The organism is Flagellimonas aequoris, from assembly GCF_003584165.1.
In the GTDB taxonomy this organism is placed as follows: Bacteria; Bacteroidota; Bacteroidia; order Flavobacteriales; family Flavobacteriaceae; genus Flagellimonas; species Flagellimonas aequoris.
Window position 1 is genome coordinate 295,090 of record NZ_QXFJ01000030.1, and the last position, 19,567, is coordinate 314,656.

The following is a 19,567-nucleotide window of genomic DNA, read 5'->3' on the forward strand; positions in this document are numbered from 1 at the left end:
CAATCCTATTGAAAGAAGTTGCACCCATTCATCAGTAGTAAATCTATATTTCTGGAGCCTATTTGGCTATCGAATCCAAGATTTTGTTCAATGTTGCGCTGGGACGCATCGCTTTTGAGGCCATATCAGCGTCGGGAAGATAATACCCTCCAATATTAACAGGCGACCCTTGGGCATCAATCAATTCTTGGGCAATTTTGGCTTCGTTGGTGGACAACTCCTTATGCACCTTAGTGAATATGGCTTTTAGTTCCGCATCGTCGTTCTGGGTTGCCAATTGCTCGGCCCAATAGAGTGTCAAATAAAAATGGCTTCCCCTAGTATCTATTTCATTGACTTTTCTGGAAGGGGATTTGTCGTTGTTCAAGAACTCTTCCGTAGCCTTATCCAAGGCATCGGCTAAAACCTGCGCTTTTTTGTTGTTGTTCTTTTCACTGAAGAACTCCAAAGAAACGGCCAAAGCCAAGAACTCCCCAAGGGAATCCCAACGCAAGTGACCTTCTTCCAAGAATTGCTCCACGTGTTTCGGTGCAGAACCGCCCGCACCTGTTTCAAACAATCCACCGCCATTCATCAAGGGAACAATGGAAAGCATTTTGGCACTGGTACCCACTTCTAAAATAGGGAAAAGGTCGGTCAAGTAGTCCCTTAACACGTTTCCGGAAACCGAAATGGTATCCTTGCCTTCTTTCATGCGTTTTAGGGTGAATTTCGTAGCCTCTGTGGGTGAAAGGATTCGGATATCCAATCCTTTGGTATCGTAATCCTTCAAGTAAACATTCACTTTTTTGATCAGTTCCACATCATGGGCCCTTTCATCATCCAACCAAAATACGGCTGGGGTATCGGTGGCCCTTGCACGGGAAACCGCCAATTTCACCCAGTCTTGCACAGGAGCATCCTTTACTTGACACATTCTCCAAATATCACCTTCTTCCACATGGTGTTGGATCAAGGTTTCGCCGGTTGCCATGTTCACCACTTTTACGGTGCCTGCCGTTGAAATCTCAAAAGTCTTGTCGTGGGAACCGTACTCTTCTGCTTTTTGTGCCATTAGGCCCACATTGGGAACGGTACCCATAGTCGTGGGGTCAAACGCACCATTTTCTTTACAGAAATCGATGGTGGCCTGATAAACTCCAGCATAGCTGCTATCAGGGATGATGGCTTTGGTATCTTGAAGTTCTCCGTTTTTGTCCCACATTTTTCCCGAATTACGGATCATGGCCGGCATGGAGGCATCAATGATCACATCACTGGGGACATGTAGGTTGGTAATGCCTTTATCGGAATTCACCATGGCCAAGTCAGGGCCGTTCTCGATGCTCTTGGCAATGGCGGCCTTTATTTCGTTATGTTGGTCTTCGGGTAGTTGTCCTATCTTGTCCAAAAGGGTTTCAAGACCATTGTTTGGATTGATCCCTAATTTTTCGAAAGTATCCCCGTAATTTTTAAAAAGCTCTGCGAAATATACTTTCAAAGCATGTCCGAAGATGATAGGGTCGGAAACCTTCATCATGGTCGCTTTGAAGTGTAGCGAAAGCAACAAATGGTTTTTACGGGCGTCTTCGATTTCCTTGGTGAAGAATTCCACCAACGCCTTTTTGCTCATCACCGTGGCGTCAATGATCTCTCCTTTTTGCAGGGAAATCTTGTCTTTCAAAACCGTAACACCACCCTTGTTGTCCACCAAATCGATACGGATATCGCAGGCTTCGGTCGTGGTAAGCGATTTTTCGTTGGATTTGAAGTCGCCATGGCTCATGGTGGCGACATGGGTCTTTGAATCGGATGACCAGGCTCCCATGGAATGGGGATGTGCCTTGGCATAATTTTTTACGGCCTTTGGAGCCCTACGATCCGAATTGCCCTCCCTTAACACCGGGTTTACGGCACTACCTTTTACTTTGTCGTATTTGGCTTTTATGGTTTTTTCCTCATCAGATTTGGCCTCATCCGGGTAATCAGGAAGATTATACCCTTTTTTCTGTAACTCTTCAATGGCTTCCTTCAACTGAGGGATGGAAGCACTGATATTGGGCAATTTTATGATGTTGGCTTCAGGGGCTTTGGCAAGTTCTCCCAAAATGGCCAGATCATCGGAAACCTTTTGGTCGTCCTTTAGGTATTCCGGAAACACAGCGGCAATCCTTGCGGCCAATGAGATGTCTTTGGTCTCTATGGCGATATTGGCGGTTTCGGTAAAGGATTTAACAATGGGTAGGAAAGATAGAGTGGCCAAGGCAGGGGCCTCGTCTGTTTTGGTGTAAAAAATTTTAGCCATTTATATGTGTTATGTTTGAGCGGTGCAAATATACAATTTATGTACGGTGCGGTACCTATGGAATGGCTAAATATAGGCGATAGGCGAGGATTATAACAAAAAAACAAAAGCCATATCTTTGTTTTCACACAGATATGGCTTTCAGGATGGGAGCAAAAGATTTGTCCTGTGTTGCTACAAAACCGCAATCCTGAGATTGCATCTTATGTCCCTTCAACGTTTTCTTTGCCCGGTTAACCCATCTTGCGATCGGGCTCCGTGTTACAAAGTTTACTGATGTTTTCCTAAACTTTATCAAAACAGGAAATTGCCTTCCCATTCGCACATAAAATTTACTATTTCTCCTTGAACCTGACCGAAATCCTGTTCCAATTTGAAATTCCTTTTGTGATCAGTAGTGTTACCAATTAAAAGGGAAATACCAGCTTTTAAAGAACGTCAACTTTAAAATTTGAAACATGTCCGTGATGGTATCACTTTCATATTTCTTTGACTAAAGTAGGACAAAGAATGGGAAAAACAAATTTTGTAATGGATTTAAAATCAACAAAGTATGAACCGAGGTTATTAACAATTGTTCATAAAAAAAGCACCCATTTTTGGGTGCTTTTTACATTTCGGAACTGGTGGATTAGCCCCTAACTTCTTTAATACGGGCCTTTTTACCGGTAAGACCTCTAAAGTAGAAGATTCTGGATCTACGTACTTTACCTCTTTTGTTTACTTCGATTCGTTGCAAGGCTGGCATGTTGATAGGGAAAATCCTTTCTACCCCAACGGTACCGGACATTTTACGAATGGTGAAGGTTTCGGTGGCACCGCTTCCCCTTCGTTGGATCACAACTCCTTTGAAGAACTGGGTACGTGTTTTTTCACCTTCCTTGATTTCATAATACACGGTGATGGTATCACCTGATGAAAATTTTGGAAATTCTTTTTTTGGAACAAATTCGTCTTCAACAAATTTTATTAAGGATTCCATTGTTTGTTTTTTTAGCGTTTACCAGAACCAACTTTCACGTATTTCGTCAGAGGTTGATTTTGAGATTGCAAAAGTAATGCAATATTTAGAAATAGCAAGGTGTTTTGTATTTTTTGAAAGGAATTTCTATTCCAAGAGGTCGGGCCTTCTTTTTTGGGTACGTTCCAAGGCCTGTTGTTCCCGCCACTTTTCAATTTCGGGCAGGTTTCCGCTCAATAGGATTTTGGGAACCTCCCTTCCCTTATATTCCGCAGGTCTGGTATACACTGGGGGAGCCAGAAGATTGTCCTGGAATGAATCCGTGAGGGCAGAGGTCTCATCGTTCAAAACACCGGGAATGAGGCGGATTACCGCATCACACAAAATGGCAGCGGCCAGTTCGCCTCCCGAAAGCACATAGTCCCCAACTGAAATTTCTCGCGTCACGAACATATCCCTGACCCTTTGGTCCACACCTTTGTAATGTCCACATAGGATGATTATGTTGCCTTTTAGGGAAAGTTCGTTTGCTATCCTTTGGTTCAGGGTAGTGCCATCTGGGGTCATGTAGATGATTTCATCGTATTCCCGTTCAGCTTGCAATTGGGAGATGCATTTATCAATGGGTTCCACCATCATTACCATGCCGGCTCCACCACCAAACTGGTAATCATCGATCTGGCGATAGTTCCCGGTGGCGTAATCTCTTAAATTGTGCATATGGATTTCGACCAAATCCTTTTCAATGGCCCGCTTCAATATCGAAGCTTCAAAAGGACTTTTCAAAAGTTCGGGGAGCACTGTGATGATGTCAATCCGCATGGACATGGTTCCTGAATTTTATTTCGCCCCAAAAGTAAGGAAAGCTGCAACAACATCGAACCATAAAAAAGGCTTCCCGAAGGAAGCCATAATTTATGATTTTTTCTGCTTGTTCAATTCGTCCTGTAATTGGCGGCTTATCTTTTGCTCGCGTTCCAAGGCACGTCTGCGGTGGGTTTCATATTCCTCTTCCAGTTCCGCCAAGGCAGATTTGGCCTGCTGCGTCAAAAAATTACTGTTCCTGAATCGGTAAATGAAGAACAGTAGCAACAGCAAAAGCCCAAAGATGATGGACCATAGGATGAGGTTATAGGCTCCCTTGCTGATCAAAGCCCCGAAAAAGGAAATGCTGTCCTTTTCCTCGGTAACGTTGTTGAGCTTGTTGGTAGTATCCTGTAGTTTATTGTTCAGGTCCTCGATCTCCGCATTGTTGGCCGTAATGGTACCTGAAAGGTCCTTGATGGTTTTGTTGGCCGTACCGATGGTATCAAAAATATTCCTTTTGATTTCGTTGAGACTCGATAATTTGATGACCTCGTAGGCCACCCCATTGGTAGATTTGTAATTGGTGGATACTCGTTCCAAGTCCTCAAACTGCCCTTTTAGGGTGGTGTCCGTGGACTCTGAGGAATTGTCTTCCTGTGCTTGTAAACTTAAAACAGGGATAAGTAGTGCTAGTACTAAAAGTGTTCGTAAATGCTTCATGGTCAAATAGATTCTCGTAAAATTTAGATTAAGGGTAAGGCGAAAGTACACCAATAAACCAAAAATCAAAAGAAAAACCTGATTAGTGGAAGGTTCCTTCCGGGCTACCCGATCTTAATAATACGTATAACGCCTAACCTTGGCGATATATTTCGCAAGCCGTACAACTTGGTGTGAATACCCATATTCATTATCGTACCATATATATAGGACAACGCTTTTTCCATCTGCGGAAACGATGGTTGCCTTGCTGTCATAAATGGATGGGGCAGAGGTTCCTACAATGTCCGAAGAAACCAATTCATTGCTCAACGAATACTTTATCTGTTCCACAAGGTCACCTTCCAGGGCATATTTTTTTAAAATGGTATTGATGCCTTCATTGGATGTTTTGTTCTTGACCTCCAAATGAAGGATGGCCAAGGAACCGTTGGGCACGGGAACCCTGATGGCATTCGAGGTTAGTTTTCCCTTTAGGGAAGGCAAGGCCTTGGCAACCGCTTCTCCCGCACCTGTTTCGGTGATGACCATGTTCAGGGCAGCGGCACGGCCCCTTCGGTATTTGCTGTGCATGTTGTCCACCAAGTTTTGGTCGTTGGTGTAGGCATGAATGGTTTCCAAATGTCCTTTTTTAATGCCCAAGGAATCCTCGATGACCTTTAAAATAGGAGTGATGGCATTTGTGGTGCATGATGCCGCAGAATAGATTTTGACTTTGTCGGGGTCAAAGTTTTTATGGTTTACACCGTGTACGATGTTTGGTACTTCCTTGCCCGGGGCGGTGAGCAAAACTTTTCCTGCTCCATTGGCTTCCAGATGGCGCTCAAGGGATTTTTGGTCTCGGAAAGCTCCTGTATTGTCTATAATCAAGGCATTATATATACCGTGTTTGGTATAATCAATGTCCTCTGGTTTGTTTGCACTGATGAATTTGACCGTGGTCCCGTTTATGATCAAGGCCTGATTTTTGGCATCCACATCCACCGTACCCGTAAATTGTCCGTGTACGGAGTCGGTCTTGAGCAACGCTGCTCTTTTTTCCAACATTTCAGGGGTCAATTGGTCCCGCACCACAACGGCCCTTAACCGTAGTTGACTACCCCTACCGGTTTTGGCCATTAGTTCCCTGGCCACAAGTCTGCCAATCCTTCCAAACCCATACAGGACCACATCTTTGGGCTTAATGGCCTTGGTGGTCTGTGCATCCTTTAATTTATCAATGACAAATGCCTTTACGTTCAGGTCGTTGTTTTCATCGGAGTGGTATTCGTAGGTCAATTTGCCAATGTCTAATTTGGCAGGGGGCAGATTGATGTCGTTGATGGCCCTTAATATTTCCACCGAATCAAAAATGGAAATGGGTTTCTGCACGAACTCCCCCGCATATTCATGAAGGTTGATGATGTCGCTGACGTTTTTATCAATGATCTGGTTCTTGAAAAGCACTACCTCTATGGCCTTGTCATACCATAGATCGCTGATGATTTTGATGAATTCTGTGGTGGCTTTTCTTCTATCTGCCTGAAAGGCAAGTTCTTTCTCGTAATTTTTAATGTCGCTCATGGATTGTTACTACGCTGATCAGGTTGAAATTTCGGCTAAATTAGATATTTCAATCGTTTTCGTAAAAGAAATTGAATATAAAAAAAACACCTTTTTACAGGTGCTCTTGAGTGTTTTTTCCACACGTTTTATTGTAGGATCATGTGCTCTTTTTCGCCATTCTCATTGATCATGGTAAAGCTGGTCCTTCCATATCTGGAGATTTCACCAAAATACTTTTTGGCATCCTCAATGTTGTTCACTTCGTTGCCATCCACTTCAACGATGATCTTGTTTTCAAGACCATATCTACCGTAGGCTTCGGGTACGTCGGTTATCTTCACACCCTTGGATACCCCGAACTTCTTTTTGTCCTCTTTGGAAAGATTTTTTACGGTGAATCCAGTAGTGGGTAACAAGATGCTGGACTGTTTGGTAAGGGTAACATTTTTAGTGATATTTTTTCCATCCCGTTCCACCATGACCTGAACTACATCACCTGGTCTTTTAGAGGAAAGATATCCTGATAGCTCGGAGAACTTGTGAATGGAAATGTTGTCCACCTGCTTGATGATATCGCCTTTTAATAGCCCGGCATTTGCGGCACCGGATTCATCGGTCACTTCTGAAATGTACACGCCTTCAAGATCGTCAATGCCCATTTCGGTAGCGGCCTCCGGGTTAAGGTCTCCACCCTTAATGCCCAAAAGCCCTTTTTGTACGTTACCAAATTCCATAATGTCTTCCACCACTTTCTTGGCAATATTGCTGGGAACGGCAAAGGCATAGCCCACATAAGACCCGGTTTGTGACGTAATGGCCGTATTGATTCCGATAAGGTCTCCATTAGTGTTCACAAGGGCACCCCCACTGTTGCCAGGGTTCACCGCAGCATCGGTTTGAATAAAGGATTGGGAACGCTGAGGGGAAAGTGAACGCGCTTTAGCACTAACAATACCTGCAGTTACGGTCGATGTCAAATTAAAAGGATTGCCCACGGCCAATACCCATTCGCCGATCTTCGCGTTGTCAGAATCGCCAAAGGCCAAATAGGGCAGCGATTCCTCGGTATCTATTTTGAGCAGTGCAATATCGTAATCCGCATCGGCGCCGATTACTTTTGCCTCATACTCCTTATTATTGTTCAAGGTAACCTGTAATTGACTGGCGTTTGCTATGACATGGTTATTGGTCACGATATAGCCATCAGGGGAGATGATTACTCCCGATCCGGTTCCCACTTGGGGCACCTGTTGGCGTTCAAAACCATAAAAGAAATCCGAAAGGCTGGTTGGCCCCTTGCTTATGGTCAGGTTTTTCACGTGTACTACGGAATTCACGGTTTTTTCAGCTGCCAGGGTAAAATCCACTTCATTGATTCCGGCCCCTTTCGGCGAGGTCGGTATGTTGCTTGTATTGATTATCGGGTTTTCCTGGGTCGTTGCTACCCATTTGTAGTTTTCTTTTTCGAAAAACATTTTGTACGCCCCTAAGGTAATGGCCCCTGCAAAAAGGGACACTAGGAACAAACTGGCTATTCTCTTCATAATTCGATAATTATTTAACATTTAGCTCTAACAAAATTAAAGGAAATACATTTTTTGATTTGTTTGTTTAACGCTGTTTTAACTCCAAAAAAATCCTTAAAAAATGCCCTAAATTTGTTCCTTTGTAGCAAATGATGAAACTACAGTTTTTTAAATACCAAGGAACCGGCAACGATTTTGTGATTTTGGACAATCGTGAGGGCAAGTTTCCCAAAGACGATACCAAGTTGGTGGCACAGCTTTGTGACCGCCGTTTTGGCATTGGTGCAGATGGGCTCATCCTTTTGGAAAAAGACGATGTGACCGATTTTAGAATGGTGTATTACAATGCCGATGGAGAAGAGGGTAGTATGTGCGGAAACGGTGGAAGGTGTTTGGTGGCCTTTGCCCATTATTTGGGTATTGTGGAAAAGGAAACCACCTTCAATGCCGTGGATGGATTGCATTATGCAGAGGTTGAAGGCGATATCGTGAACCTGAAAATGGTAGATGTGAATGAAGTCCATGAAAAATCGGCCTATAGTTTTTTGGATACCGGCTCGCCCCACCATGTACAATTGGTGAACGACTTGGGTCATTTTGATGTGCAGAAAGAAGGAAAGAAACTGCGCTACGGACTTTACGGGCAAGCGGGGAGCAATATCAACTTTGTGGAGCAGCAGGATGCCGATACCTTTCAAGTGCGAACATATGAAAGAGGGGTGGAAGGGGAAACGTTCTCTTGCGGAACCGGAGTTACCGCTGTGGCCCTTGCCATGTATACGGGTGGAAAGACCAAGGCAAATCAAGTTCATATCCATACCTTGGGCGGTGATTTGACCATCAGTTTTGAACAACACAATGGGGGATATACCAATATTTTTTTGAAAGGCCCTGCCATACAAGTGTATAAAGGAGAAATTGAATGTTGAAGCTAAAAGGGGACAATTTGGTATTACGGGCTTTGGAACCGTCCGATTTGGATTTTCTATACCAACTGGAAAACGATACCTCCATTTGGGAAATCAGCGGAACCCTGAAACCGTATTCCAAAAAGGTGTTGCAACTCTATTTGGAAAATGCCCACAGGGATATCTATGAAGTAAAACAACTGCGTTTGTGCATCTGTGATGCGGACGGGGAATGTATTGGGTTGATAGATCTGTTCGATTTCGACCCAAAAAACCGAAGGGCAGGTATCGGTATCGTGATTGCCAATCCAGAAGATCGAAACAAGGGAGTGGGGGCAGAGGCACTTTCGTTGCTTTGCAACTATGCCTTTTCCGTATTGGACCTGCACCAACTTTATGCCAATATTTTAGAGGACAACCAATCCAGTATCCACCTATTCGAAAAAATAGGGTTTGAAAGAATCGGCGTCAAAAAAGAATGGATCAGGACCAGTTCTGGGTTCAAAAATGAAATCATGTTTCAAAAGATAAATTCGGATGTATCTTAAAAAAGTACTTTGGGCAACCGCCATTTTAGGGTTATTGATCTGCGGGTTCATCGCATATCAAATTTACAGTGCCATTTTTAGCCCTAATACCCAGTTCAATAATGAGGAAGCTTTTGTCTATATCCCTACAGATGCTACGTTTACCGATGTAAAGGCATCCTTGCAACCCTTGCTCAAAGACCTATCGACTTTTGAGGCCGTAGCACAACGTAAAGGGTATATTACCAACATCAAACCAGGAAAATATGCCTTAAAAAAGGGAATGAACAACAACGAGATCATCAATAACCTGCGTAGTAACAATATTCCCGTTCAAGTGACTTTCAACAATCAAGAATCACTTGCAGCCATGGCGGGAAGGATTTCTGGCCAAATTGAGGCTGATAGTGTATCGTTGTTGCAGGCTTTCAACGATCCGGGTTTTTTGAATGCTTCCCATTTTGATGAGGATTCCAAATTGGGCATGTACCTGCCCAATACCTATGAATTTTTTTGGAACACCAATGCCGAAAGTTTTAGGGACCGTATGTTGAAGGAGTATGAGCGCTTCTGGAACGAGGAGCGATTGGCCAAGGCCAAAAAACTGGGTCTCACCCCAAATCAGGTAATCGCCTTGGCGGCCATTGTTCAGAAGGAAACCGTTAAATCGGATGAGCGTCCCCGTGTGGCGGGCGTTTACCTCAATCGTATTAAAAAAGGAATGTTCCTTCAAGCCGACCCTACCGTTATTTATGCCATTAAAAAGGAAACGGGCAATTACGATACCATTATCAAACGGGTGTTGTACCGTGATCTTGAAATGGACTCCCCTTATAATACCTATAAGTATGTAGGTATTCCACCCGGTCCGATTACCATGCCGGATATCTCTTCCATTGATGCAGTTTTGAATCCCGAAAAACACGATTATCTCTATTTTGTAGCCGATGTTTCCAACTTCGGGTACCATATGTTCGCCAAGAGCTTGGAGCAACACAACCGAAATAAAGTACAGTACACCCGATGGCTGAATGAGCAAAAAGTGCTCAGATAATACTCCTTGACGTTAATTTTCAGCGCTTTAACGGATTTTAAGGCTCATTTAAGAAAATCTTATGAGCTTTATAACTGTTAAAAAAAAGTCTCCCCCTATATTTGCCGGCCGAAATTTTATTTCTGGACCATGGTCTGGAAATCTTAAATAGGAACTATATGAAAAGATGGATAGGTTTTGCTCTACATCTTGCCATGATCGTAGTTTTGACCAGTTTTGGTTCGTACACCATAATGAAAAAAGGGGATTTTACGGTTCCCGATTCGTTGAAGGTAGAGAACGGGTCTGAAATCTTTGCACCACTGGATTCCATCGCGGGTCTAGATGTTGATGAAGTAACCCCTCCTTTTTTGGGTAAAGCCTACAATGGCTTTAAAGAGGCACTGGCCTTTAAGGAATCTCAAGGAAGATATCACGTTGTAAATACATTGGGATATTTAGGAAAGTATCAATTTGGAAGTAGTACCCTTAACCTTATGGGCATCTACAACATGGATACCTTTTTGGATAGCCCTGAGCTTCAAGAAAAAGCTTTTGCGACCAATATTGCCCGTAACAAGTGGATATTGCGTAGGGATATCAAACGATTTACGGGAAAAAGGATAGGAGGGATAGAAGTTACCGAATCAGGTATTTTGGCAGCGGCGCATTTGGCCGGGGCCGGAAACGTAAAGAAATACTTGCGCTCTTATGGCAAAGAGGATGTAACGGACGCTTACGGAAGTAGTATCTCGTATTACATGAAAAAGTTTTCGGGTTACGATATTTCGAACATTGAGCAGAAGAAAAATGCCAAAGTTTAACAGATGTCCCAAAAAAGTAAAAGGCCCAGAACAAAAGTTCCGGGCCTTTTTTTATGCTTGTAGGATATAAATAGTAGGCCTTTTATCAAGGTCCAGTTCGATCTCTCCCCACTCATGCACGCTTTTGGTCTGTATAAATTCCGTAGGGAGTGTAATGTCGCACGCTATGCACAGTCGGGTGGTCTTATGTAATATTTTGAGGAGGTCTTTCAATAATTTATTGTTGCGGTACGGGGTTTCCATGAATATTTGTGTCTGCCCTTTTTCTTTGGAGAGTTTTTCAAGCTGCTTGACCATATTTTTACGCTCCGCAAGATCGATAGGGAGGTAGCCATTGAAAGCAAAGTTCTGCCCGTTCATTCCACTGGACATCATGGCCATCAATATGGAGGAAGGTCCGACCAAAGGAACCACCTGAATTCTTTTCCCATGGGCCACCCTTACCACTTCAGAGCCGGGATCGGCAATCCCGGGACACCCTGCTTCGGAAAGCACCCCAATATCGAAACCATGGATGCACGGATCCAGATATGAAGGTATTTCCGCAGGATTGGTGTATTTGTTCAGGGGCTGTAGTTTAAGATTGGGCTGAGGTTTACTGGGGCTTACCCTTTTGATAAAACGTCTTGCAGTCTTCTCATTTTCAACAATATAATGGTCAATCCGCTCTATGGTTCCCTTAACGGAGATAGGTAAAACCTCCAAAGGAGCATTGTCCCCTAATGTGGTGGGAATCAAATACACTTTGCCTACTACCAGACCTGGCTTTACCTCTTCCATAGGTTCAATTTAGTTTTTTTGCGATGGCCTCACAAGCCTTATCGATCATTTGATAGACTTTTTCAAACCCATCTTCACCACCATAATAGGGGTCCGGGACTTCCCGTATGCCCAAATCCACTTCATCTAACAAAAGCTTTATTTTACTTGCTTCCTGTACTGTGGTCGCCAAACTGGCCACATTGGAAAAGTTGTTTCGGTCCATCACATAGATGAGGTCGAATTCCAAAAAGTCTATTGCTGAAAAGCGTCGACATTTTTGACGACTGATATTCAACCCATATTTTTTGGCTACGGCAATGGACCGGGAATCTGGGGGATTGCCCACATGGTAACCTGCAGTTCCGGCGGAATCGACAAAAACCGTATCCGGATCCACCTTGGATTGTAAAATGCCTTCGGCCAAGGGTGATCTGCATATGTTTCCCAAGCAGACCATCAAGACTTTGGTTTTCATAAAAAAGGGGGATTGGTTCCTAACTGAACTTTTTGCTCAGGTCGTCAATGTATTTGCGGAACTGTTTATCGGTTTCGGCCAGGTTGTCCACTGTTTTGCAGGCATGCAATACCGTGGCATGATCACGTTTTCCAATTTGGGAACCGATACTGGCCAAGGAGGCTTTCGTGAATTTTTTGGCAAAGAACATGGCCAATTGCCTTGCCTGAACAATATGACGTTTACGGGTCTTGGATTGAAGGGTGGCCACATCCATTTCAAAGTAATCCGAAACCACTTTTTGGATGTAATCAATGGAAACCTCACGCTTGGTATTCTTGACGAACTTCTCTACCACTTGTTGGGCGAGTTCCAAGGTTACTTCCCTCTTGTTGAAAGAGGATTGTGCGATCAAGGAAATGATGGCACCTTCCAACTCACGGATATTCGTTTTGATGTTCCTGGCCACGTGATCGATGATATCGTCGGGCATCTCAACACCGTCCCTGTACAGTTTGTTTTTAAGGATGGAGACGCGTGTCTCGTAATCAGGACTTTGTAATTCGGCTGAAAGTCCCCATTTAAATCGGGACAAGAGACGCTGTTCAATATCCTGCATGTCCACAGGGGCCTTGTCCGAAGTCAAGATCACCTGCTTGCCGTTTTGGTGCAAATGGTTAAAGATGTGGAAAAACACATCCTGGGTACCTGATTTACCGGATAGGAACTGTACATCGTCAATGATCAGTATGTCTATCAACTGGTAAAAGTGGATAAAATCGTTACGGGTGTTCTTCTTTACCGACTCAATATACTGTTGGGTGAATTTCTCCGCAGAGATATAAAGTACCGTTTTTTCCGGGTATTTGTCCTTGATCTCCACGCCAATGGCATGGGCCAAGTGGGTCTTCCCTAATCCAACACCACCAAAGACCAATAGGGGGTTGAAAGAGGTACCTCCCGGCTTGTTGGCCACGGCCATTCCGGCCGATCTTGCCAAACGGTTGGAATCTCCTTCCAAGAAATTGTCAAAATTGTAATTCGGATTGAGCTGGGACTCTATTTTGATATTCCTGATCCCAGGAATTACAAAAGGGTTTTTCAGTTCGGGACTTTTGGAGGTGATGGGGACATCCAATTCCTGTGGTCCAACGGAGGTTCGGTTGGAACTTGGAATCTGTTCCGTAAAGGGTTCCTTGTTGCCATATTTGTTCTCCATCTTAATGATGTAGATCAACTTTGCATTGGCTCCCAGTTCACGGGTCAAGGCTACCTTCAAAAGCTTCACATAATGCTCCTCCAACCACTCGTAAAAAAACTTGCTGGGCACTTGAATGCTGAGTGCTTTATCGGTCAACTTGATGGGTTTGATAGGTTCAAACCATGTTTTGAATGCCTGCGGTTGGATATTATCCTGGATAAAAGCCAAACAGTTGTTCCATACGGAATTAGCAGTAACACTCATGAAGTTTTTCCTTGTTTTAATGGTTAGCTTTAATACTTAAGATTAAACATCTAAGGGGTAGCAAGATGCTTATTGGATGCGACAAATATGTGAACAATTCTTTTAAAAAAAAAATCAATTTGTCATTGAATGTCTTGTTTTTTTTTCGCATGTTACCCCCGCAAAAAGCAAGCCTCTAAATATATAATTTTTCATTTAAAAATGGGCCTAAATTCATATTCTTTTCGGGTCAGATACGCAGAAACTGACCAAATGGGAGTGGTTTATCACGGCAATTATGCCCAATATCTGGAAATGGGTAGGGTGGAGTGGTTACGAGCCCTGGGAGTCACCTATAAAAGTATGGAGGACGGTGGGATTATGCTGCCAGTAATTTCCTTACATATCGATTATAAAAAATCTGCCCTTTATGATGATCTACTTACAGTGGAGACCCAACTGAAATCCAAGCCCTTGGTGAAGATCGAGTTTGATTATAAAGTGTTCAATGAGGAGGGTGATCTTTTGGCCACGGCCCATACCATTTTGGCCTTTATGGATAAAAAAACGGGTAGACCTATCAAATGCCCGGACTATATTTTGGAGCGATTGGAAGATTAACCCAATGTCTCAATTTCAATATCGTGCATTTCATCGAAAAGTTGTTGGGTGGTTTCGGCTTCACTCATCCTTACTGAAATAATCAATTCACATTTCATATCCATTTTTTGGGAGACGATGTTAAGGTTCTTCTGTTTGATGGCACGCATCACCTTGTCCATTTCCGGATACCCGAATCGAAGTCTGAATTGGATTTCCACGGTCTTTTCCACAATTTTTGCACTGTCCAATGCCATTTGGGCGGCCGTACGGTAGGCTTGTATCAACCCTCCGACACCCAATTTGGTGCCGCCGAAAATTCGGGTAACGGTAATCAATACATTGGTTACATCATAAGATTGGATCTGCCCATAAATGGGCATGCCTGCTGAATTGTTGGGTTCCCCATCATCATTCGCTCTATAGGAAGGGTTTTGAGCCCCGAGTTGCCAAGCGTAGCACACATGGTTGGCGGTATGGTATTTCTTCCGAAGCTCTTCTACAATGGGTTTTACTTCTTCCTCCGAGCGTATGGGATGTACTGTGGCATAGAACTTACTCTTTTTGTCCTTGTACAGGATTTCCGGTGAAGTCTGTTCAACAGTTTTGTATGCATCGGAGTTTTCCATCAGAACAAAGCTACCAATACTATACTGATAATGGCCAATATCACCCCGCCCCAATTTTTGATGCTCAACCGCTCCTTGAACAACAAAATGCCCAAAAGGGTAGAAAGCATAACGATGGCCACATTATTTAATGTGAATACCGCGGCACTGCTCCAGATATTGTTGCGTAAGGCCCGTATGAGAAAGTATATTGAAAAATAATTCGGAATTCCTAAGGCCACACCGCCCAGGACATTCTTAAAATTGATTCTCAGGTTTTGTTTCTTGCTTCCTATTCCTATATATATAAGACCCGATAGAGCAGCACAACCAAACACCATGGAGGAGAAGATGGGGATTTCTTGGTCGGTCAAGTGTTTTTCCTCAAAATATTTGATGCTTGCATCAATGGCACCGGAGCCTAAAAATACCAGTATAGGCAAAATCAAGTCTTTTCGGTTTATGGTGATTCCCTTTTCTTTCAAGGATGCAAAATAAACTGCTGCCAATGCCAATAAAATACCAAGGATCTGCAATAATGTCAAATGTTCTCCATAAAATAGGAGTCCAATGATGACAGGAATTACCAACGACATTTTAGTCGCTACGGAAGCAACCGACACCCCTGAAGTTTGTGCTGTTTTGGCCATCAGGTTAAAAATGGTAATGAATAGAACGCCCATGGCCAAGGGTCCCCAAGCCCAAGACGTATTTAAAATTTCGGTTGCGCTAACTGGGCCCTCATATAAAAGGAATCCCACTGTACAAGCTGTGATATAGTTGATGATGATGGCAACCAAGGTCTGAACCTTGTACACATCGTATAATTTGAAAACCACAAAAATCCAAGTGGAACTCAGGACACTCAGGGCCAGATCTAACATTTATAAGCGTGATTTAAGTTGGGTGATATCTTCTTGGCCTACTTGCAGGTTCCACACACGGATGCCCAAACGGGCTGCTGCATCCGTGTTTTCCCGAACATCGTCCACAAAGAATGTTTCTTCGGCCATCAAATGGTTTTGGTCCAATACAAATTGAAAAATCTCTTCATCCGGTTTTCGCATGCCCATTTCGTACGACAGATAAAAAACATCGAAGGAGTTCTTGAAACGGTTATAACGTTCCATCCCAATTTGTTGCCGTACACTTTCCATATGTAAGTCATTGGTATTGCTCAATAGGAAAAGTTTATACTGATTTTCCGAGGAAAGATGCTCCAAGAACTGTAAACGTTCTTCGGGAAAATCCAAAAGGATGGCATTCCAGGCTTGGATCAAATATTCTCGGTTGGCATCAGGAAAATGGGTGGAAACCTCATCCAAAAACTCGGAAGATGCCAATAATCCCTTTTCATAGTCTTTGAACAATTGGTCCAGTGAAGGAGTAATACCAGAAAACCCATAGGGTAACATGGCTCGGGCCGTGGCAGGTTTATCAAGGTTAATGAGCACATCGCCAAAATCAAGGATAATGTTCTTAATCATGGGTGTAGATGGATAATAGGTCCGACAATATGTTTTGAGTGCTTTTCAAGGTTCCTTTGAATTTTGGAGCGGATACACCGCTTTCAAACCGGTTTGACCCCACAAACACCCTGGCTTCATCCCAAAGTCCTTCATCCAAAAACGATTGAAGGGTCTTTGCACCTCCTTCCACAATAAGGCTCGTAATGGAATGTTTGTGTAAGTGATTGCAGATTTGGGAAGCGATGGGTCTGGAATAATCCATTATTTCGTAATCGATTCCATCTATATATTTTGATGTATCCTTTTCCTGGGTCAATACCATAGTCTTTATGGATTTGTCCAAAACATGGAAATCGGTGCCGATTTTTAAGTCTTTGTCCAAAACTATTCGGATGGGATTTTTACCAGCCCAATCCCTGGTGTTCAGTTCGGGATTATCTTCCAAAACCGTATTCGTTCCAACCAAAATCGCTTGTTCCTCACTGCGCCATTGATGCACCAGCTGCCTGGAATATGCATTGGTGATCCAATAAGGTTCCGGGTTGGAATTTCTTTGTGTTTTGTCAGGGGCCATAAAGCCATCTTGGGTTTCGGCCCATTTTAATATGATGTAGGGTCTTTTCTTTTCCTGAAACGTCAAAAACCGTTTGTGGTGTTCCCTACATTCGGCTTCAAGAATGCCAACGGTGACCTTACAGCCGGCATCTTCCAGTTTTTTGATGCCCATTCCGGCTACCTTGTCATGGGGGTCCTTTAGTCCAATATATACTTCAGGAATTTTATGGTGTGTGATCAAATCGGCACAGGGAGGCGTTTTTCCGTAATGGGAGCAAGGCTCCAAGGTTACGTAGAGTGTGGCATCTCTCAACAAGCTTTTGTCCTTCACGGAGTTGATGGCATTCACCTCGGCATGTGGACCTCCATAAGGACTGGTGAAGCCTTCGGCGATGATTTCTTCATCATGTACAATGACACACCCCACCATGGGATTCGGAGCTGTGGTCCCAAGTCCCTTTTTGCCCAGTTCCATGCACCTGAGGATATATTTTTGGTGTATATTCACCCAGCAAAAATAGCATATTAAACGGCATTATGGGAAATGCAACGATTCGGGAAATTAGGCCTGAAGACAATGAACAAGTGGCCAAGGTAATACGGAAGGTTTTTGAAGATATGGGGGTGCCCAAAGTGGGTACCGCTTATGCGGATAAGGCCTTGGACGACATGTATGCGACTTACGATGTGCCACGGGCAGCGTATTTTGTTGTGGAGGAGAATGGTAAGATCATTGGGTGTGCGGGAGTGGCCCAACTTCAAAATTATGACGGCAATGTATGTGAACTCCAAAAGATGTATTTTTTGGAAGAAGCCAGAGGCAAGGGGATAGGGGCAAAGATGATCTCCATTTGTTTGGAGAAAGCCAAGGAATTTGGTTTTGAACAGTGCTATATAGAAACCATGCCCTACATGGAAGCCGCCCAAAAACTCTACAAGAAGAACGGTTTCGATTATATCGATGCCCCTTTGGGAAATACAGGGCATTATTCATGTCCCGTGTGGATGCTTAAAGAACTGTAATGCTGCTAAGGGATATCAAAAACATATTCCATAATGACTTGGGAAAGATTTATCCAAAGGAAGAAATCGATTCCTTCTTTTATAGCTGTATTGAGCATTACCTGAAAATGGAACGGTTCATTCTGGCCATTAAACCCAACATCGTTTTGACCAAAGAAGAGGAGCAACCGCTGTTTGATGCCCTGGTCCAATTAAAAAAGGAGAGACCTCTTCAATATATTTTAGGTGTTGCCCATTTCATGGAGTTGGAACTCAAGGTGAACGAAAATGTGTTGATCCCAAGACCTGAAACTGAGGAACTGGTACAATGGGTTTTGGAGGATGCGAATAATCAGAGGTCAGAAATCAGAGAACTGATATCAGATGTCAGAGATAGGAAATCAGATGACGAAAAAGGAGAGAACTCGAACCTTCGCCCTTCACCCTTAACCATCTTGGATATCGGAACCGGAAGCGGCTGTATTGCCATTGCCTTGGCCAAACATCTTCCCAATGCCAAAGTGTATGCTTTGGATGTTTCCAAAGAAGCCTTAAAAGTGGCCCAAGAAAATGCAAAAACCAATCAGGTTGATGTTGAATTCCTTCATCAAAGTATTTTGGATCCCGGACTTGATCTTGAACAACAATTTGACATCATCGTTTCCAACCCGCCCTATGTCAGGGATTTGGAAAAATCGGAAATGAATAAAAACGTAAAGGAATACGAACCAAATCTGGCCCTTTTCGTCCCAGATGATGATGCGTTGGTCTTCTATAGGGCCATCGTCCAATTTTCCAAAAGACATTTGTTAAAGAAGGGAAGTCTGTATCTCGAAATCAACCAATATTTGGGTGAAGAGACCAAGAGTGTTTTGAAAGCCCATAATTTTTCGGAAATTGAACTGCGCAAGGACATTTTCGGCAACGATAGGATGTTAAAAGGTAAACGTATTTGAATGAAGAGTATCTCGGTTTTTTGTGGTAGTAGCGAGGGTAATGACAGTCATATTGTTTCCATGGCCTATGAATTGGGCAAAAACTTGGCGCAACAAAACTTGACCTTGGTATATGGCGGAGCCAAAGTTGGACTCATGGGTCAGGTGGCCAATGGAGCATTGGATCATAACGGTAAGGTTATTGGGGTAATCCCCGATTTTCTGAAATCCAAGGAGATTTTTCATGAAGGGATCACGGAGTTGATCATAGTGGATAACATGCATGAGCGAAAAATGAAAATGCACGAACTTTCGGATGGTATCATTGCCCTTCCTGGTGGATTTGGCACCTTGGAAGAATTGTTTGAAGTGGTTACCTGGAGCCAACTTGGACTGCACCAACAACCTATGGGAATTTTGAACGTGAATGGTTTTTTTGATGAATTGCTGGCCTTTTTGGACACTATGGTATCAAAAGGACTGCTCAGGCCAGAAAACCGCAACATGCTCTTGGTGGATGATTCATGTGCCGGACTTTTGGAACAAATGAAGTCCTATCAACCGGTGCATACACCAAAATGGATAAAAAAAGAACAGACATAA

Annotated in this window: 21 protein-coding genes; 8 read left to right on the forward strand and 13 right to left on the reverse strand. The window is 43.4% G+C overall.

The genetic code is table 11. The features are described from left to right. Nucleotides 1-58 precede the first annotated feature (58 nt). The 6 genes from D2U88_RS14720 to D2U88_RS14750 form a co-directional block, all read right to left on the reverse strand. Nucleotides 59-2,284, reverse strand: coding sequence for an NADP-dependent isocitrate dehydrogenase (locus D2U88_RS14720; RefSeq protein ID WP_119641306.1), 2,226 nt, complete (start codon nucleotides 2,282-2,284; stop codon nucleotides 59-61). A 631-nt stretch (nucleotides 2,285-2,915) separates the two neighbouring features. Next, nucleotides 2,916-3,266, reverse strand: coding sequence for a 50S ribosomal protein L19 (rplS, locus tag D2U88_RS14730; protein WP_119641308.1), 351 nt, complete (start codon nucleotides 3,264-3,266; stop codon nucleotides 2,916-2,918). 126 nt (nucleotides 3,267-3,392) lie between these two features. Then, the gene (gene trmD / locus D2U88_RS14735; RefSeq protein WP_119641832.1) at nucleotides 3,393-4,067 is read right to left on the reverse strand and encodes a tRNA (guanosine(37)-N1)-methyltransferase TrmD; all 675 of its coding nucleotides are present in this window, start codon (nucleotides 4,065-4,067) and stop codon (nucleotides 3,393-3,395) included. Between the two features lie 93 nt (nucleotides 4,068-4,160). Continuing rightward, nucleotides 4,161-4,772, reverse strand: coding sequence for a tRNA (guanine-N1)-methyltransferase (locus tag D2U88_RS14740; protein ID WP_119641309.1), 612 nt, complete (start codon nucleotides 4,770-4,772; stop codon nucleotides 4,161-4,163). A 114-nt stretch (nucleotides 4,773-4,886) separates the two neighbouring features. Further along, nucleotides 4,887-6,335, reverse strand: a complete 1,449-nt coding sequence (locus D2U88_RS14745; RefSeq protein ID WP_119641310.1) for a glyceraldehyde-3-phosphate dehydrogenase — start codon at nucleotides 6,333-6,335, stop codon at nucleotides 4,887-4,889. A gap of 128 nt (nucleotides 6,336-6,463) precedes the next feature. Beyond that, nucleotides 6,464-7,861, reverse strand: coding sequence for a trypsin-like peptidase domain-containing protein (locus tag D2U88_RS14750; RefSeq protein ID WP_119641311.1), 1,398 nt, complete (start codon nucleotides 7,859-7,861; stop codon nucleotides 6,464-6,466). Between the two features lie 134 nt (nucleotides 7,862-7,995). Between D2U88_RS14750 and dapF the strand changes: the two genes are divergently transcribed. The 4 genes from dapF to D2U88_RS14770 all read left to right on the forward strand — a co-directional run bounded on the left by dapF (nucleotide 7,996) and on the right by D2U88_RS14770 (nucleotide 11,135). Further along, nucleotides 7,996-8,772 (forward strand): diaminopimelate epimerase, encoded by a 777-nt coding sequence (dapF, locus tag D2U88_RS14755; RefSeq protein ID WP_119641312.1) that lies wholly within the window; start codon nucleotides 7,996-7,998, stop codon nucleotides 8,770-8,772. Beyond that, nucleotides 8,766-9,299 carry a GNAT family N-acetyltransferase gene (locus D2U88_RS14760; RefSeq protein WP_119641313.1) on the forward strand — a complete coding sequence of 178 codons (534 nt, stop codon included), beginning with the start codon at nucleotides 8,766-8,768 and terminating at the stop codon, nucleotides 9,297-9,299. The genes dapF and D2U88_RS14760 overlap by 7 nt, the downstream gene beginning before the upstream one ends. After that, on the forward strand, nucleotides 9,289-10,332 hold the full coding sequence (mltG, locus tag D2U88_RS14765; protein ID WP_119641314.1) for an endolytic transglycosylase MltG: 1,044 nt from the start codon (nucleotides 9,289-9,291) through the stop codon (nucleotides 10,330-10,332). Before D2U88_RS14760 ends, mltG begins: the two co-directional genes overlap by 11 nt. A gap of 158 nt (nucleotides 10,333-10,490) precedes the next feature. Beyond that, the gene (locus tag D2U88_RS14770) at nucleotides 10,491-11,135 is read left to right on the forward strand and encodes a lysozyme family protein (RefSeq protein WP_119641833.1); all 645 of its coding nucleotides are present in this window, start codon (nucleotides 10,491-10,493) and stop codon (nucleotides 11,133-11,135) included. Nucleotides 11,136-11,186: 51 nt separating this feature from the next. Here the strand turns inward: D2U88_RS14770 and D2U88_RS14775 are convergent, their stop codons facing one another. From D2U88_RS14775 to dnaA, 3 genes are read right to left on the reverse strand one after another with little or no spacing between them, the layout of a single operon-like run. Further along, a complete protein-coding gene (locus D2U88_RS14775) occupies nucleotides 11,187-11,915 on the reverse strand; it encodes an SAM-dependent methyltransferase (RefSeq protein WP_119641315.1) in 729 nt (242 codons plus the stop codon). Between the two features lie 4 nt (nucleotides 11,916-11,919). Beyond that, nucleotides 11,920-12,372, reverse strand: coding sequence for a low molecular weight protein-tyrosine-phosphatase (locus D2U88_RS14780; protein ID WP_119641316.1), 453 nt, complete (start codon nucleotides 12,370-12,372; stop codon nucleotides 11,920-11,922). A 19-nt stretch (nucleotides 12,373-12,391) separates the two neighbouring features. Beyond that, on the reverse strand, nucleotides 12,392-13,816 hold the full coding sequence (dnaA, locus tag D2U88_RS14785) for a chromosomal replication initiator protein DnaA (RefSeq protein ID WP_119641317.1): 1,425 nt from the start codon (nucleotides 13,814-13,816) through the stop codon (nucleotides 12,392-12,394). A gap of 201 nt (nucleotides 13,817-14,017) precedes the next feature. On the opposite strand from dnaA, the gene D2U88_RS14790 reads away from it, so the two are divergent. Further along, a complete protein-coding gene (locus tag D2U88_RS14790; RefSeq protein WP_119641318.1) occupies nucleotides 14,018-14,416 on the forward strand; it encodes an acyl-CoA thioesterase in 399 nt (132 codons plus the stop codon). On the opposite strand, the gene D2U88_RS14795 is transcribed toward D2U88_RS14790, so the two are convergent. From D2U88_RS14795 to ribD, 4 genes are read right to left on the reverse strand one after another with little or no spacing between them, the layout of a single operon-like run. After that, nucleotides 14,413-15,024 (reverse strand): IMPACT family protein, encoded by a 612-nt coding sequence (locus D2U88_RS14795; RefSeq protein WP_119641319.1) that lies wholly within the window; start codon nucleotides 15,022-15,024, stop codon nucleotides 14,413-14,415. The two genes, D2U88_RS14790 and D2U88_RS14795, sit on opposite strands and share 4 nt — an antisense overlap. Next, complete coding sequence (locus tag D2U88_RS14800; RefSeq protein ID WP_119641320.1) at nucleotides 15,024-15,887, reverse strand: EamA family transporter; 864 nt, start codon at nucleotides 15,885-15,887, stop codon at nucleotides 15,024-15,026. Before D2U88_RS14800 ends, D2U88_RS14795 begins: the two co-directional genes overlap by 1 nt. After that, the gene (locus D2U88_RS14805) at nucleotides 15,888-16,490 is read right to left on the reverse strand and encodes an HAD family hydrolase (protein ID WP_119641321.1); all 603 of its coding nucleotides are present in this window, start codon (nucleotides 16,488-16,490) and stop codon (nucleotides 15,888-15,890) included. After that, complete coding sequence (gene ribD / locus D2U88_RS14810) at nucleotides 16,483-17,535, reverse strand: bifunctional diaminohydroxyphosphoribosylaminopyrimidine deaminase/5-amino-6-(5-phosphoribosylamino)uracil reductase RibD (RefSeq protein WP_119641322.1); 1,053 nt, start codon at nucleotides 17,533-17,535, stop codon at nucleotides 16,483-16,485. Before ribD ends, D2U88_RS14805 begins: the two co-directional genes overlap by 8 nt. A 29-nt stretch (nucleotides 17,536-17,564) precedes the next feature. Between ribD and D2U88_RS14815 the strand changes: the two genes are divergently transcribed. The 3 genes from D2U88_RS14815 to D2U88_RS14825 are packed head-to-tail and all read left to right on the forward strand — an operon-like array spanning nucleotide 17,565 to nucleotide 19,567. After that, nucleotides 17,565-18,050: a GNAT family N-acetyltransferase gene (locus D2U88_RS14815; protein ID WP_119641323.1), complete on the forward strand. Its 486-nt coding sequence runs from the start codon at nucleotides 17,565-17,567 to the stop codon at nucleotides 18,048-18,050. Beyond that, nucleotides 18,050-18,985: a peptide chain release factor N(5)-glutamine methyltransferase gene (gene prmC / locus D2U88_RS14820; protein ID WP_119641324.1), complete on the forward strand. Its 936-nt coding sequence runs from the start codon at nucleotides 18,050-18,052 to the stop codon at nucleotides 18,983-18,985. Before D2U88_RS14815 ends, prmC begins: the two co-directional genes overlap by 1 nt. Next, on the forward strand, nucleotides 18,986-19,567 hold the full coding sequence (locus D2U88_RS14825) for an LOG family protein (RefSeq protein ID WP_119641325.1): 582 nt from the start codon (nucleotides 18,986-18,988) through the stop codon (nucleotides 19,565-19,567).